Here is a 15,101-nt window from a genome sequence, read left to right as displayed (position 1 = left end):
TATATTTTTTTACATTTTATCAATAGTATGAATACCTAAAAGGTTTAATCCTATTTTTAAGGTTTTTTTTGTAAGTAATGCAAGTTTTAATCTACTTTGTTTTGTTTTTTTGTCTTTTATATATAAAATTGGACAACTCTCGTAAAATATAGAAAATAATTTAGTCAAATTATAAAGATATGAACATATTATATTAGGTAAACCATTTTTTGATACGTTAATAATAATTTCTTCAAATTTTAATAAATGTATAGTTAATTTTTTTTCATATTTGTTTTGTATTAGTATTGGACTTATTAATTTTTCATTTTTTATTTTATGTTTTTTAAAAATTGAGTTTATTCTAGCATATGCATATTGCATATATGGTGCAGTATTTCCATTAAAAGATATTATTTTATTCCAATCAAAAATATAGTTTGTCGTTCTATTTTTTGAAAGATCAGCATATTTAATAGATCCAATTCCAATTGCATTAATTATTTTATCTTTTTCATTTTTACAAGAAAAATGAACTTTTTTTTCTTTGATTAAATTCAAAGCACGTCTTTCGGCTTCATCAAGTAAATGATTTAGATTAATTGTTCCTCCTGATCTTGTTTTAAAGGGTTTACCATTTTTATTTAGCATTAATCCAATATTATGATGTTCTAATTTCATATTTTTTGGTATATATCCTGCTTTTTTTGCGATAATCCAACTTTGTGTTAAATGTTGTTGTTGTCTAGAATCTATATAATACAATATTCTATTGGCGTGGAATTTTTCATATCGATATTTAATACAAGCAATTTCTATTGTGGTATACAAAAAACCTCCATCTTTTTTTTGAATTACAATACCTAATGGATTACCATCTTGTTTTTTAAATTTATCAAGATACACTACTGTAGCTCCATTATTTTCAATAGCTATTTTTTTTTCTTTTAAATCAAAAATAATTTTTGGAAGCATTTTTTTGTAAAAACTTTCTCCTACTATGTCTTTTTTTTTTAAACTAATATTTAATCTTTTATATATTTTTTGATTTTCTTCTATAGTTATATTAACAATTTTTTTCCAAATTTTTTGATATTTTTCATATCCAGATTGTAGTTTTACAATGCATTCTTTAGCTTTTTTTGCAAAAAATGTATTTTTTTTATATAATTCTTGAGATTTTAAATATAAATTATTTAAATCTTTTAATGATTTTATTGACATTTTTCTATTTTGTTCGTTTGTAATATATGCAAGTATCATACCGAATTGAGTTCCCCAGTCTCCTATATGGTTGACTTTGATTACTTTATGTCCTAAAAATTTTAATATTCGTACTATGGAATCGCCAATAATTGTTGATCTTAAATGTCCGACATGCATTTCTTTAGCTACATTTGGAGATGAATAGTCAACAATAATAGTTTTTGGATTTTTGTTTTTTTGAATTCTGAAATTTCTATTTTTTAGTAAGAGATTGACTTGTTTTTCTATCCATTGCTTTTTTAGAAAAATATTGATAAATCCAGGATTAATAATTTCTATTTTTTCAGTTATTTCATCTAAATTTAGTAATGGTACTATTTTTTTTGCTAAATCGTATGAAGAAATATTTTTTTTTTTTGCTATAGAAATCAAACCGTTAATTTGATAATCACCATATTTTTCTTTGTTACTATTATTTTTTATATCTAAATTATTTATATTTAATATTCCTATTTTTTTTAGAGCTTTTTTAATTTCTTTTTTAATCAAGTTTGTAATATTCATTTAAACCTTTTAAATAAAATTAAATATTAATTTGATATTATTGACTTTTTTAATTTACTATGTAAAGATTTAAAATTTATAACAAGTTTGAATAATAAATTCAATATTTTTAATGCATGATTAAATAATAAAAAATTTTCAATTAAATCCATGTTAGAATCATTAATAGAATTAGAAGGTAGTAATTTTACACTTACTGTACTCCGTATCTATACTAAAGATCTTAATCTTATAAAAAAAGCTATTCAAAAAAAAATCAAAGAAGCACCAGGATTTTTAAAGAATGCTCCAGTTATTTTTAATGCTTCAGGTTTTACGAAAATAAATTTTATTTTAAATATATATAATCTTATTAAAAAAACAGGATTAAAAATTGTAGCTATTACTGGATGTAATAATTTGCAATTAAAAAATCAAATTATTAATGCAGGACTACCTGTTTTGAAAGAAGGACATAAAAAAAAAAATGAAAGTGAAAATTTATTTCAAGAAAAAAATATAAATGATATATATGAAAAAACAAAAATAATTGATCAACATGTTCGTTCTGGTCAACGAATATATGCGAAAAATTCTGATTTAATAGTTAATTCTCATGTCAGTACTGGAGCAGAATTAATAGCTGATGGAAATATACATATATATGGTACAATGCGTGGAAGAGTATTAGCAGGGGCATCTGGAGCACAAGATTGTCAAATTTATTGTACTCATTTTAAAGCAGAATTAGTTTCTATAGCTGGAAAATTTTGGTTAAGCGAAAATATACCTATATCTTTTTTTGGAAAAACAGCAAGATTTTATTTGTCAAATAAAAAGTTAAAGGTCAAAAATATTATTTGATTTTAGGAAATTTTTTTATGTCTCGTATTATAGTTATCACTTCAGGTAAGGGTGGAGTAGGAAAAACTACATCTAGTGCTGCAATTGCTACAGGTCTTGCAAAACAAGGGAAAAAAACAGTTGTTATTGATTTTGATATTGGATTACGTAATCTCGATTTAATTATGGGTTGTGAACGTCGAGTAGTATATGATTTTGTTAATGTTATACAAGGAGAGGCAAATTTAAATCAATGTCTTATTAAAGATAAGAGAATTTCAAATCTTTATATTCTTCCAGCATCGCAAACCAGAGATAAAGATGCTTTAACACTTACAGGTGTGGAAAAGATATTAAATGATTTAAAAAAAATAAATTTTGAATATATTATATGCGATTCTCCAGCAGGAATAGAAAGTGGAGCATTGATGGCTCTTTATTTTGCTGATGAAGCTATAATAATTACCAATCCAGAAGTATCTTCTGTACGCGATTCTGATCGTATATTAGGTATATTATCATCTAAATCTAGAAGGGCAAAGTTTGGTGATACACCGATTGTAGAAAAATTGCTACTTACTCGGTATAATATTGATCGAGTAAATAATGGAGAAATGTTGAGTGTACAAGATGTTATTGATATTTTATGTATTCCATTAATTGGTGTTATACCAGAAGATAAATCTGTATTACGTTCTTCGAATCAAGGGGAACCTATTATTTTAGATTCAAAATCTCTTGCTGGTATGGCTTATAGTGATTGTGTTGATCGTATTTTAGGGAAAAAATGCCCTATTCGTTTTATTCAAAAAGAAAAAAAAAGCTTTTTTAAACGTTTATTAGGGAGATAAAGTGGCTTTATTAGATTTTTTTTTGTCGAAAAAAAAAGAAACAACAGCATATATTGCAAAAGAAAGATTACAAATTATTATTGCAGAACGTAGAAAAAAAAATGAAGTACCGTCATATTTAGTTGATATGAAAAGAGATATTTTTAAAGTAATTTCTAAATATGTTAATATTGATCCTAAAATGTTAACTCTACAATACGAATATAAAAAAAATGATATCTCTGTTTTAGAACTTAATATAACATTACCAGAAAATAATAAAATTTCAAAAAAATATAATAAAAATTAAGATAAATATAGTGTATTTAATATGATAATACTGTATAACTTCGTTTTTTATATATAGTATAGGCGATATCAGATTTGAACTGATGACCTCCTCCTTGTAAGGGAGGTGCTCTAACCAACTGAGCTAATCGCCTATTATTAAAATAATAAAAAAACTATTTTTATAAATTATATGACTACATAATAATAAGTCAATATATTCATATTAAATATTAAAAAATTTAAAATATTAATTGTTTAAATTTATAGTAAATAAAAATAGTAGTTAAAAAAGTTATTGATTTTTTTAGGTAATACTGATGAGTAATGTAAAAACTAGATTTGCTCCAAGTCCAACAGGTTTATTGCATATTGGAAATGCTAGGACGGCATTATATTCTTGGTTATATAGTAAACATTATAATGGAAAATTTGTTTTACGTATTGAAGATAGTGATTTAAAAAGATTCGATGAAAAAAGTATTGATTCTATTATTGATGGTATGCATTGGTTAAAATTAAATTGGGATGAAGGACCATATTATCAAAGCAATAATTTAAAATATTATAATTCAATTATTAATGAGATGATTCATAATAATCAAGCATACAATTGTTATTGTTCTTTTGAAAGATTAGAATCTTTACGTAAAAAACAAATCTCAAATGGAAAAAAACCACGTTATGATGGATATTGTAGGAATATTAATTATCATAATAATAATGATCCCCATGTAGTTAGATTTGCTAATCCAAAAAATGGAATTGTGAGTTTTAGAGATAAAATTCGTGGATTGATAAAATTTAAAAATTCTGAATTAGATGATTTAGTTATTCGTCGGACTAATGGTGTTCCAACTTATAATTTTTGTGTAGTTATTGATGATCGAGATATGAAGATAACTCATATTATTAGAGGCGAAGAACATATCAATAATACACCAAGACAGATTAATTTATTAAAATCTTTAAAAGCACCTATACCTGAATATGCACATCTTGGCGTTATTTTAGGTCATGATGGTCAAAAAATATCTAAAAGAAATAATGATATGAGTATTTTAAAATATTATAATGAAGGTTTTTTATATCAGGCATTATTAAATTATTTACTACGTCTTGGATGGTCTTATGGAAATAAAGAAATTTTTTCAGTTGATGAGATGATTCAATTTTTTTCATTTAAATCAATAAATAAATCATCAAGTACATTTGATATAAAAAAATTATTATGGTTAAATCATTATTATATTAACCATCTTTCTTCAAGATATATTTCAAAAAAATTAAAATTACAAATTAAAAAAGAAAATATTAATATGCAATCAAATATAAATTTAGAAGATGTGGTGAAATTATTTGCAAGTCGTTCAAAAACTTTAAAAGAAATGGTTAATTTTTCTAGATTTTTTTATGAAGATTTTAAATCTTATGAGAAAAAATCAGCTATTCAATATTTAAATTTTAATACATATGAAATTTTAAATTTATTTAAAATTCAATTAAATTATATCCAAGATTGGAAAGAAAAAAATATAGAAAATATTTTAGAGAAAGTAAAAAAAATAATTAAAATTAAAAATTTTGCTATGCCTTTGCGTGTAGCTATTACAGGAAAATCAACATCTCCAAAAATTAGTACCATTATTTATATAATGGGAAAAAATAAAGTATTAGAACGTATTAATAATGCGTTAATTTATATTCAAAATCTATCAATATAGTCTAATTTTTTAGAAAAATTTATTAATATTTTTATAAATTCTTTTTGGTTGGATATAAATGGTACGTGTGCAGATTTTTTTATAACTATAGAATAAGAGTTTGGTATTTTATCATCAAGAATTTTTGCTATAGTTCTTGGAACTAATGAATCTAAATATCCATATATTCTTAAAAATGGTTTACGTATTGAAAAAAGTTGATTTCTGATATCAGAATTTTTTAAAATTTCTAATCCATAATTTAATGTTATTAAAGGTGGTATAGGATGATTAAATACAACTGATTTTAATTGATTAAAGTCTTTTTTATAAGTATTGCTTTTATAACTTTGCAAAGTTAAAAAATTTTCTATTGTTTTAATAAAATTTTTTTCTAAAGCTTGTTTAAAATTATTTAAAATTATTGGTTTAATTCCTGGCCAATCTTTTTTTTCTATAAAGCAGGGTGAAGAACATACGGTAATTAATCCTTCAATTTCATTTTCATATTTTATTGCAATGAAGCTAGCTATTAATCCACCTAATGACCATCCTAACCAAATAGATTTTTTTTTTGGTACATTATTCCAAATATATTCTGCTGTTTTTTCTAAAGAATCAAAACAGAAATTATAATTTTTTCCATATCCCGGAATATCTATTAAATAAACATTAAAATACTTGGAAATAGTATTGATTAAAGAAATATTCCATATAGTTTTATTTAATCCCCATCCATGTAAAAAAATAATGTTCTTTTTATTTTGTAATATCATAATTGATTTGTAAATAAGTAAATTTTATATAAATAAAATTTTATCTTTTTTATATAAAATTGTATAATTTATCTTAAATAAAAAGAATATTCTTTATCATAAAAAATGTAAATATGTCAAATAATTTTTTTAAAAAAAAAATAGATAATATATTATCTATGCCGATTCAATATTTGGATCATTGGAAGTTTAATAAAAAAGTTGTTTCTGTTTTTCAAAACATGTTAGAACGTTCAGTACCAGCTTATAAAGAAATTATTAAAATGATAGGTATATTATCTAATTATTATGTTTTGCCATATACTAGAATATATGATTTAGGTTGTTCACTAGGAACAGTATCTTTATTAATACAAAAAAATATAAAGAAAAAAGGATGTCAAATTATTGCCGTTGATAATTCTAAATCAATGATTTTTTTTTTAAAAAGTTTCTTAAATAGAGTAAATACTAATATTCCAATTAAAGTTATAGAAAGTGATATTTGTGACATTGATATTAAAAATGCTTCAATGGTGATTTTGAATTTTACTTTACAATTTGTTAATCCTTTATATCGTCAAATGTTGTTAAACAAAATTTATACTAATTTAAATCCAGGAGGTATATTAATTTTATCTGAAAAAATTGATAATAATGATATATTATTTTCTGATTTATTTAAAAAAATGTATCGCCAATTTAAAAAATTAAATAATTATAGTACATTAGAAATTTTACAAAAAGAAAAAATGTTAAAAAATATTTTATTTTCTGATTCTATTTCAGATTATAAAAAAAAACTATTTATTTCTGGTTTTCGTAATTATAGTGTTTGGTTTCAATTTTTAAACTTTTGTTCTATTTTAGCAATAAAATAGGTAAATATTTATGTTAGATTTTAATTTTTTTTATAAAGAAATTTCTGTAAGCGTTCTTAGTTCTTGGTTAAATGTTTTACCGAATCAAATAAATAATTGGAAAAAAAGACATAAAAAAAATAAAAATCATTTATTTTTTCAGAATATTGTAAATAATATTCCTGATATTAATCCAGATTTTTTAGATCTTAAAAAAAAAGTTTTTATAAATAATTATCATCCAATATCTTTAAAAATAAAGAAAAAAATATTTTGTTTATTAAAAAAATTAATGCCATGGAAAAAAGGTCCTTTTTATTTTTATGGAATTTTTATTGATAGTGAATGGAAGTCTAATTTAAAATGGGAAAGATTAATATCTTATATTCCTCTTTTATTAAAAAATAAAATAATTTTAGATGTTGGATGTGGTAACGGTTATTATATGTGGAGAATGTTAGGAGAACAAGCAAGATTCGTTGTAGGTATTGATATAAATTGTATTGCTTTATATCAATTTTATGCAGTAAAAAAATTAATAGGAAATAAAAAAATTTTTCTTTTACCTATAAATTTAGAACAGTTACCTAAATTAGAATCTTTTGATGTTGTATTTTCTATGGGAGTTATTTATCATTGTCTTTCTCCTTTAAACCATATTTTTTTATTAAAAAATCAATTAGTTTCTGGTGGTAGTTTAATTTTGGAAAGTTTAATAATTGAAGGTAATGAAAATAATTGTTTAATTCCTATGAAAACATATGCAAAAATGAATAACGTATTTTTTATTCCTTCATTAAAAATGTTAAAAATTTGGTTAATAAGATGTGGGTTCATTGATATTAAAATAATAAATAAAACTTTTACTACTGATCAAGAGCAAAGAAGAACAAATTGGATGATTAATGAATCTTTAAATGATTTTCTTAATCCAAATAATAATGAATATACTATTGAAGGATATCCTGCGCCATTAAGGGTTATTTTAATAGCTAAAAAACCATAATTTTTTTTTAAAAAAAAATATAAAAATGTGTATGTCTTAAAAAAAATATGAATATTTTAATTATAGGATCAGGTGCAAGAGAACATGCAATAGCATGGAAAATATCTCAATCACAAAATGTAAAAAAAATATATATTATTCCTGGTAATGCAGGAACAAGTTTAGAAAAAAAAATAAAGAATGTAAAAATATCATGTTATGATATTGAACAAATATTATATTTTGCTAAAAAAAAAAATGTAGTTTTAACAATTGTTGTTTCGGAATTTTTATTAAGTTTAGGAATAGTGGATTATTTTAAAAAAGCTAAATTAAATATTTTTGGTCCTAATAAAAATGCTTCTTTAATAGAATCTTCTAAGTCTTTTGCAAAAGATTTAATGTCATTATATTCAATTCCTACAGCAAAATATCAAGTTTTTAATAAAGAGCAAGAAGCTTTAAAATATCTTTTTAGTTTAAGACCTCCATTTGTTATTAAAGCAAATGGTTTAGCAAAAGGTAAAGGTGTAATTATTACAAGTAATATGCAAGAATCTAAAAAAATTGTTAGAAATATGTTAAATGGTAAATTATTTAAAGAATCAGGTCGAAAAATTATAATTGAAGAATATATTTATGGCAAAGAAATTAGTTTTATGATTATAGTAGATAAAAATAAAAATATAATTCCATTAGAAATTAGTTGTGATTATAAAAAATTATTAAATAATAATTATGGTCCGAATACAGGAGGTATGGGGTCTTATTCACCATATTTTATCAATGATGCTGTTTATAACAAAATTATGAATAATATTATTTATCCTATTGTTGATGCACTATATATTGAAGGGTTTAGATATGAAGGTTTTTTATATATTGGAATAATGATAGATAAAAACAGTTGTCCAAAAGTAATTGAATGTAATTGTCGACTAGGAGATCCAGAGATTCAATCAGTTATTGTACGTTTAAAATCTGATTTTATTGATTTATGTTTTTATGGATTATGTGGAAAATTAGATTTAAAAAAAATATTTTGGAATAGATATTATGCTTTAACTGTAGTTATGTGTTCTAAAGATTATCCTATTTTAAATTCATATAAGGAAGAAAAAATTTTTGGATTAAAAAACAATTTACAATTTAATATGTGTAAAATATTTCATGCTGGAACAAAATTTAAAGAAAATTGTTTTTTTACTAATGGAGGAAGGGTTTTATCTGTTACTGCAATAGGAAAAACGAAATTAATAGCAAAAAAAAATGCATATAAAAAAGTAAAAAGTATTTTTTGGAATAATTGTTACTATAGAACAGACATTGGAATATAAAATATTAATTTCTATAAAAATTGTTGCATGTATTATGCATATTATTTAAAAATGTTTTTTTTAATCATTTTAATTTTTTTTATGTTTTTTAACATATTTTTTGAATATAAAATTTATTAGCCATTTTTAAAACACAAAGATATTGAAAATGAATATTGCTTGATTAGAATTAAGTTAAATTATTTTTTTTTATATCAATTAGTTTTAAAATCAAAAACTGTTATTTTTAACAAATAAATTAATTTTTTTTTAGGAGACTTATGTTTAAAAAAAAATTTTTAAATAATAATAATGTAAAAAATGAAAATAATATTTCATATAGAAAGCAAAATAAAGATACTGCAAAAGAATTTATTAAAAATATAAAAAATGTAGATTTTCCCGGTTCTTATAGAGTTTATTTAAAAGGATTTGATGATAAAATAGTAGTTCCAATGCGTAAAATTGAATTATCTCCAACCTTAATAAGAAAACAAAAAAATAGGAATGATGAATATCAACACAATGAATCTATATTTGTTTACGATACATCTGGTGATTATGGAGATCCAAATAAAAATATTGATATTAAATTAGGGTTAAAAAAAGTTAGAAAAGAATGGATTAAAAAAAGAGATGATTCTACTTTAAAAAAAAATTTTAAAAAAAGAATATATATAGAAAATAATAACAACAATTATATTCAATTTCAAAATTCATTGAAACCTTTAATAGCGAAAAAAGGTAAAAAACTTACGCAATTATATTATGCAAAAAAGGGAATTATTACAACAGAAATGGAATTTATTGCGATTCGTGAAAATATGGGACGTCAATTAATTAATGATGAAGTTATTAAAAAACAACATAGCGGAAAAAATTTTGGTGCTAATTTACCTTTGAATATTACTGCTGAATTTGTTAGAAATGAAGTAGCTTTAGGAAGAGCGATTATTCCATCTAATATAAATCATCCAGAATTAGAACCTATGATTATAGGTCGTAATTTTTTAGTAAAAATAAATGCCAATATAGGGAATTCTGCTATTTCTTCTTCTATAGAAGAAGAAATAGAAAAAATGATATGGGCTATTAAATGGGGTGCAGATACAGTAATGGATTTATCAACCGGAAAATATATTAGTCAAACAAGAGAATGGATAATACGTAATAGTCCTGTTCCTATTGGAACTGTCCCAATATACCAATCTTTGGAAAAAGTTCATGGAAATATTAATAAATTAAATTGGGATGTTTTTAAAGATACATTAATAGAACAAGCCGAACAAGGAGTAGATTATTTTACGATACATTCTGGCATTTTGTTTAAAAATATTTCTTTAACAAGAAATAGATTAACTGGAATTGTTTCGAGAGGAGGTTCTATTATTGCACAATGGTGTTTACTAAATAAAAAAGAAAATTTTTTGTATACACATTTTGAAGAAATTTGTGAAATTTGTGCATTATATGATATATCTTTATCATTAGGTGATGGATTCCGTCCTGGTTCTATACAAGATGCTAATGATGAGGCACAGTTTTCTGAGTTATATACGTTAGGTAAATTAATTAAAATTACTAAAAAATATAATGTTCAAGTTATGATTGAAGGTCCTGGACATGTTCCCATGCATTTAATTAAAGAAAATATGGATAAGCAATTATTATGTTGTAATGAGGCTCCTTTTTATACTTTAGGTCCTTTAACTACTGATATAGCACCAGGATATGATCACATTACTTCATCTATTGGTGCAGCATTGATTGGTTGGTTTGGTTGCGCGATGCTTTGTTATGTTACACCTAAAGAACATTTAGGATTACCTAATAAAGAAGATGTTAAACAGGGATTAATTGCTTATAAAATTGCAGCTCATGCTGCAGATTTAGCAAAAGGTCATCCTGTTTCTCAAATACGTGATAATGCTTTATCAAAAGCTAGATTTGATTTTCGTTGGAATGATCAATTTAATCTTTCTCTTGATCCAGAATTAGCAAAAAGTTATTATTATGCTTCTATGAATTTAAAAAATGAAAAACAAAAATCAGATAGTAAATTTCATTTTTGTTCAATGTGTGGTCCTAAATTTTGTTCTATGAACATATCAAAAAATATATTGAAATATTCAAAAAAAAATAAAGAATAAAGAGTTTATATTATGAAAATAAATAATGATAATTTTCCTAGTGTTCCATACAGATTAGGACTATACCCTATAGTTGACAATATTAATTGGGTTAGATCTTTATTAAGAATTGGAATTAAAACTATTCAATTAAGAATAAAAAAAAAATCAATTTTTCTGAAGAGAAAAATATAAAGAATGCAATATTAATATCTAATTATTATGGTGCTCGTTTATTTATTAATGATTATTGGAAAATAGCTATTAAGTATCGTGCTTATGGTGTACATTTAGGACAAGAAGATTTGTTAAATGCTGATTTAGATCGTATAAAATCATCAGGATTACGCTTAGGAATATCTACACATAATAAGAAAGAAGTAGAATATGTAAAAAAAATAAAACCTTCCTATATTGCATTAGGTCATATTTTTCCAACAAAAACAAAACGTATGTTTTCTATACCTCAAGGTTTATTAAATTTAAAAAAACAAGTGAGAAGTATTAAAGATATTCCTACAGTTGCAATAGGAGGAATAACATTAAATAATCTTCATGATGTTTTATTAACAGGAGTAGGGGGAATTTCTGTTATTAGTGCTATTACAAAAGAAAAAAATTGGAAAGAGGCAATATATAAATTTTTGTCTATTATTAAAGATAATAATTATCAAAGGTTATAAAACATGTTACGTGATTCATTATTTATACGTTACAATCAGCAAATTTTATTAAAAGAGATTGGCATTGATGGACAAAAAGAACTGCTAAGAAAAAAAATTTTAATAATTGGATTAGGTGGATTAGGATCTCCTGTTTCTATGTATTTAGCTGGATCAGGAATTGGAGAATTATGGTTAAGTGATAAAGATAGAGTAGATCTTTCTAATTTACAAAGACAAATATTATATTCAGAAAAAGATATTAATCATCCAAAAGTATTTTCTGCATCTAAATATCTTAAAAAATTAAATCATAATATTAAAATATTAACATTTTTTCGAGAAGAAAATATAAAATCCTTAGAAGAAATAGTTGAGCCTGTTGATCTTATACTAGATTGTACAGATAATATTTCTTCTCGTTATATAATTAACCAAGTTTGTATTGCTAAAAATAAAATTTTTGTTACTGCAAGTTCTATCGGATTCAATGGACAAGTAACATTATTCAAACCTCCTTATAAACAAGGTTGTTATTTTTGTTTGTATCCAAACTATGCGGATATCAATTTAAATTGTCAAAATTCTGGTATTTTAGGACCTGTAGCTGGAATTATTGGAATGATACAAGCACTAGAATCATTAAAGGTATTATTAAATATTCCATCTTTTTTAGATAAAGAATTATTAATATTTGATGCTAAAAAATATTCTTGTAAAATATTAAAAAGAAAAAAGAATAAAAAATGTGTTATTTGCGGAGATAAATTAATTAAATGAATATTATTATTAATAATAAAACAAAAGTAATCCAAGAATCTGTAATTACTATTGAACAGTTACTAAAAAAATATGAAATCAATACTTTAGGTATAGCTTTAGCTATAAATAAATCTATCATTCCAAGAGAATCTTGGGATAAACATTTAATTCATAATAATGATAATATTTTATTATTTAAAATTATTGTTGGAGGGTAAATAATCATAATGCTAACTATTGCTAATAAAACATTTAATTCAAATTTACTTTTAGGTACTGGAAAATTTTCTAATTCTCTAATTATGTCTAAAGTGATTCAAATTACAAAAACAGAAATGGTAACAGTTTCAATAAAAAGAATTGATTTAAATGAAAAACAGGATAGTATTATAACACCTTTAAAAAAAATGGGTATTCATTTATTACCAAATACTTCAGGTGCAAAAAATGCAGAAGAAGCTGTTTTTGCTGCGCATTTAGCTTCCAATGCATTAGAAACAAATTGGATTAAACTTGAAATACATCCTGATACAAAATACTTATTTTCAGATTCTTATGAAACATTAAAAGCTGCTAAAATTCTTGTAAAAGAGAAATTTATTGTTTTACCCTATTGTAATCCAGATCCAGTATTATGTAAAAATTTAGAAGACATAGGATGTGCAGCTGTTATGCCATTAGGTGCGCCTATTGGGAGTTGTAAAGGGTTATTATCTTATCATTTTTTAAAAATTATTATCGAACAATCAAATATACCAGTAATTATAGATGCAGGTTTAGGATTACCTAGCCATGCATTAACTGCGATGGAGTTAGGTGCAGACGGTATTTTAGTTAATACAGCAATTGCTACTTCTAAAGATCCAATAAATATGGCAAAATCATTTAAAATAGCTTTAGATTCAGGAAATATCGTGCAACCTATATTAGATAATGATTTAAGTACTTATCAAGCTTATTCTACTAGTCCTTTAACTAATTTTTTTTAGGAAATTTAAATTATGTGTTCTTTTAGCAAAATTTTTGATCAATTTAATTGGAAAGATATTAGTTTAAAAATTAAAAATAAAACTGTTGATAATGTAAATCAAGCTATTAATAAAGATAAGATTTCATTAGAAGATTTTATGGCATTGATATCTCCATCGGCTACTTTTTATTTAAAAAGTATTATACAAAAAGCAAAAAAAATGACGAGAAAGAGATTTGGAAATATTATTAATCTTTTTATTCCTTTATATCTTTCTAATTTATGTAGTAATGAATGTACTTATTGTGGGTTTTCTATTAAAAATTCTGTTAAAAGAAAAGTATTAAATGAAGATGAAATTATATCTGAATGTAATAAAATATATTCTATGGGATATAGAAATGTTTTATTAGTTTCTGGAGAACATGATAAAAAAGTAGGAGTAGATTATTTTTATAAATGTATTTACTTAATTAAACAGTATTTTAGTCAAATTTCTGTAGAAATTCAACCATTAACTATAAAAGAATATAAAAAGTTAAAAAAAATAGGATTAAATGGAGTTATTGTATATCAAGAAACTTATCAAAAAGAGTCTTATAAAAAATATCACCTTAGAGGTAGAAAAAAAGATTTTTATTGGAGGTTAGATACTCCAGAAAGAGTAGGGGAATCTGGAATATCAAAAATAGGTTTAGGAATACTTATAGGATTGTCAAGTGATTGGAGAGTAGATTATTATATTTTAGCTAATCATTTATTATATTTACAAAAAAAATATTGGAAATCTAATTATTCTGTTAGTTTTCCTAGAATTCAAACTTGTCTTGGAGGAATCAGTCAAGATAAAATTAATAATATTACAAATCATGAATTAGTACAATTAATGTGTGCCTTTAGATTATTTTTTCCTGAGGTAGAAATTAATTTATCTACAAGAGAATCACCTTATTTTAGAGATAATATTTTACCTATTATGGTTAATAATATTAGTGCTGGATCTTCTACACAACCTGGAGGATATTCCAAAGAAAAAAATGAATTACAACAATTTGAACTTAATGATCATCGAAGTCCAAATGAAATGATTGAAGTAATTCAAAATTCTGGATTACAACCAGTTTGGAAAGATTGGGATAATTATTTAGGTAATGATTAGTATGTTTATTGAATATAATTTACAATTTTTTTATTTATTATTATTAAATTAATAATAATATATTTTATTAATATAAATATATATTTCTATAAAATATAGAAAATTTTTTTA

Annotated in this window: 13 protein-coding genes, 1 tRNA gene and 2 pseudogenes; 13 read left to right on the top strand and 3 right to left on the bottom strand. The window is 23.1% G+C overall.

Annotation, left to right across the window (positions count from 1 at the left end; all coding sequences use genetic code 11):
- Positions 1–9: 9 nt before the first annotated feature.
- Complete coding sequence (gene argS, locus RA161_02255) at positions 10–1,749, bottom strand: arginine--tRNA ligase (GenBank protein WMY97337.1); 1,740 nt, start codon at positions 1,747–1,749, stop codon at positions 10–12.
- Positions 1,750–1,899: 150 nt separating this feature from the next.
- Between argS and minC the strand changes: the two genes are divergently transcribed.
- From minC to minE, 3 genes are read left to right on the top strand one after another with little or no spacing between them, the layout of a single operon-like run.
- Positions 1,900–2,592, top strand: coding sequence for a septum site-determining protein MinC (minC, locus tag RA161_02250; protein ID WMY97336.1), 693 nt, complete (start codon positions 1,900–1,902; stop codon positions 2,590–2,592).
- 17 nt (positions 2,593–2,609) lie between these two features.
- Positions 2,610–3,422 carry a septum site-determining protein MinD gene (gene minD, locus RA161_02245; GenBank protein ID WMY97335.1) on the top strand — a complete coding sequence of 271 codons (813 nt, stop codon included), beginning with the start codon at positions 2,610–2,612 and terminating at the stop codon, positions 3,420–3,422.
- 1 nt (position 3,423) lies between these two features.
- The gene (gene minE, locus RA161_02240) at positions 3,424–3,711 is read left to right on the top strand and encodes a cell division topological specificity factor MinE (protein WMY97334.1); all 288 of its coding nucleotides are present in this window, start codon (positions 3,424–3,426) and stop codon (positions 3,709–3,711) included.
- Positions 3,712–3,770: 59 nt separating this feature from the next.
- On the opposite strand, the gene RA161_02235 is transcribed toward minE, so the two are convergent.
- A tRNA-Val gene (locus RA161_02235) sits at positions 3,771–3,844 on the bottom strand.
- 165 nt (positions 3,845–4,009) lie between these two features.
- Between RA161_02235 and gltX the strand changes: the two genes are divergently transcribed.
- Positions 4,010–5,413: a glutamate--tRNA ligase gene (gltX, locus tag RA161_02230; GenBank protein ID WMY97333.1), complete on the top strand. Its 1,404-nt coding sequence runs from the start codon at positions 4,010–4,012 to the stop codon at positions 5,411–5,413.
- Here the strand turns inward: gltX and bioH are convergent.
- Positions 5,395–6,168, bottom strand: a complete 774-nt coding sequence (bioH, locus tag RA161_02225; protein WMY97332.1) for a pimeloyl-ACP methyl ester esterase BioH — start codon at positions 6,166–6,168, stop codon at positions 5,395–5,397. The genes gltX and bioH overlap by 19 nt on opposite strands.
- A 113-nt stretch (positions 6,169–6,281) precedes the next feature.
- On the opposite strand from bioH, the gene cmoA reads away from it, so the two are divergent.
- The 9 genes and pseudogenes from cmoA (at position 6,282) to thiH (ending at position 14,990) form a co-directional block, all read left to right on the top strand.
- Positions 6,282–7,028 carry a carboxy-S-adenosyl-L-methionine synthase CmoA gene (cmoA, locus tag RA161_02220; protein ID WMY97331.1) on the top strand — a complete coding sequence of 249 codons (747 nt, stop codon included), beginning with the start codon at positions 6,282–6,284 and terminating at the stop codon, positions 7,026–7,028.
- A gap of 10 nt (positions 7,029–7,038) precedes the next feature.
- Entirely contained in the window at positions 7,039–8,013 is a 975-nt protein-coding gene (cmoB, locus tag RA161_02215; GenBank protein ID WMY97330.1) for a tRNA 5-methoxyuridine(34)/uridine 5-oxyacetic acid(34) synthase CmoB, read from the top strand.
- 47 nt (positions 8,014–8,060) lie between these two features.
- Positions 8,061–9,329: a phosphoribosylamine--glycine ligase gene (purD, locus tag RA161_02210; protein WMY97329.1), complete on the top strand. Its 1,269-nt coding sequence runs from the start codon at positions 8,061–8,063 to the stop codon at positions 9,327–9,329.
- A gap of 260 nt (positions 9,330–9,589) precedes the next feature.
- Positions 9,590–11,440: pseudogene (thiC, locus tag RA161_02205) on the top strand (phosphomethylpyrimidine synthase ThiC).
- Positions 11,441–11,476: 36 nt separating this feature from the next.
- Positions 11,477–12,120 (top strand): annotated as a pseudogene (gene thiE / locus RA161_02200) (thiamine phosphate synthase).
- Between the two features lie 3 nt (positions 12,121–12,123).
- Positions 12,124–12,879 carry a HesA/MoeB/ThiF family protein gene (locus RA161_02195; GenBank protein ID WMY97328.1) on the top strand — a complete coding sequence of 252 codons (756 nt, stop codon included), beginning with the start codon at positions 12,124–12,126 and terminating at the stop codon, positions 12,877–12,879.
- Positions 12,876–13,079: a sulfur carrier protein ThiS gene (gene thiS, locus RA161_02190; GenBank protein WMY97327.1), complete on the top strand. Its 204-nt coding sequence runs from the start codon at positions 12,876–12,878 to the stop codon at positions 13,077–13,079. The genes RA161_02195 and thiS overlap by 4 nt, the downstream gene beginning before the upstream one ends.
- A 9-nt stretch (positions 13,080–13,088) precedes the next feature.
- Positions 13,089–13,850: a thiazole synthase gene (locus RA161_02185; GenBank protein WMY97326.1), complete on the top strand. Its 762-nt coding sequence runs from the start codon at positions 13,089–13,091 to the stop codon at positions 13,848–13,850.
- Positions 13,851–13,862: 12 nt separating this feature from the next.
- Positions 13,863–14,990: a 2-iminoacetate synthase ThiH gene (gene thiH / locus RA161_02180; protein ID WMY97325.1), complete on the top strand. Its 1,128-nt coding sequence runs from the start codon at positions 13,863–13,865 to the stop codon at positions 14,988–14,990.
- Positions 14,991–15,101 lie beyond the last annotated feature (111 nt).

Origin of the sequence: Arsenophonus sp. (assembly GCA_031446085.1) — a bacterium.
Classification (GTDB): domain Bacteria; phylum Pseudomonadota; class Gammaproteobacteria; order Enterobacterales; family Enterobacteriaceae.
The sequence above is the reverse complement of the archived record's forward strand: the minus strand, read 5'-3'. Positions and strand labels throughout refer to the sequence as shown.

Excerpts from the sequence above, each read along its gene's own strand:
- gltX (WMY97333.1), top strand. The coding sequence starts at position 4,010 with ATGAGTAATGTAAAAACTAGATTTGCTCCAAGTCCAACAGGTTTATTG.
- cmoB (WMY97330.1), top strand. The coding sequence starts at position 7,039 with ATGTTAGATTTTAATTTTTTTTATAAAGAAATTTCTGTAAGCGTTCTT.
- RA161_02195 (WMY97328.1), top strand. The coding sequence starts at position 12,124 with ATGTTACGTGATTCATTATTTATACGTTACAATCAGCAAATTTTATTA.
- cmoA (WMY97331.1), top strand. The coding sequence starts at position 6,282 with ATGTCAAATAATTTTTTTAAAAAAAAAATAGATAATATATTATCTATG.
- minC (WMY97336.1), top strand. The coding sequence starts at position 1,900 with ATGTTAGAATCATTAATAGAATTAGAAGGTAGTAATTTTACACTTACT.
- purD (WMY97329.1), top strand. The coding sequence starts at position 8,061 with ATGAATATTTTAATTATAGGATCAGGTGCAAGAGAACATGCAATAGCA.
- argS (WMY97337.1), bottom strand. The coding sequence starts at position 1,749 with ATGAATATTACAAACTTGATTAAAAAAGAAATTAAAAAAGCTCTAAAA.
- RA161_02185 (WMY97326.1), top strand. The coding sequence starts at position 13,089 with ATGCTAACTATTGCTAATAAAACATTTAATTCAAATTTACTTTTAGGT.
- thiH (WMY97325.1), top strand. The coding sequence starts at position 13,863 with ATGTGTTCTTTTAGCAAAATTTTTGATCAATTTAATTGGAAAGATATT.
- bioH (WMY97332.1), bottom strand. The coding sequence starts at position 6,168 with ATGATATTACAAAATAAAAAGAACATTATTTTTTTACATGGATGGGGA.
- thiS (WMY97327.1), top strand. The coding sequence starts at position 12,876 with ATGAATATTATTATTAATAATAAAACAAAAGTAATCCAAGAATCTGTA.
- minD (WMY97335.1), top strand. The coding sequence starts at position 2,610 with ATGTCTCGTATTATAGTTATCACTTCAGGTAAGGGTGGAGTAGGAAAA.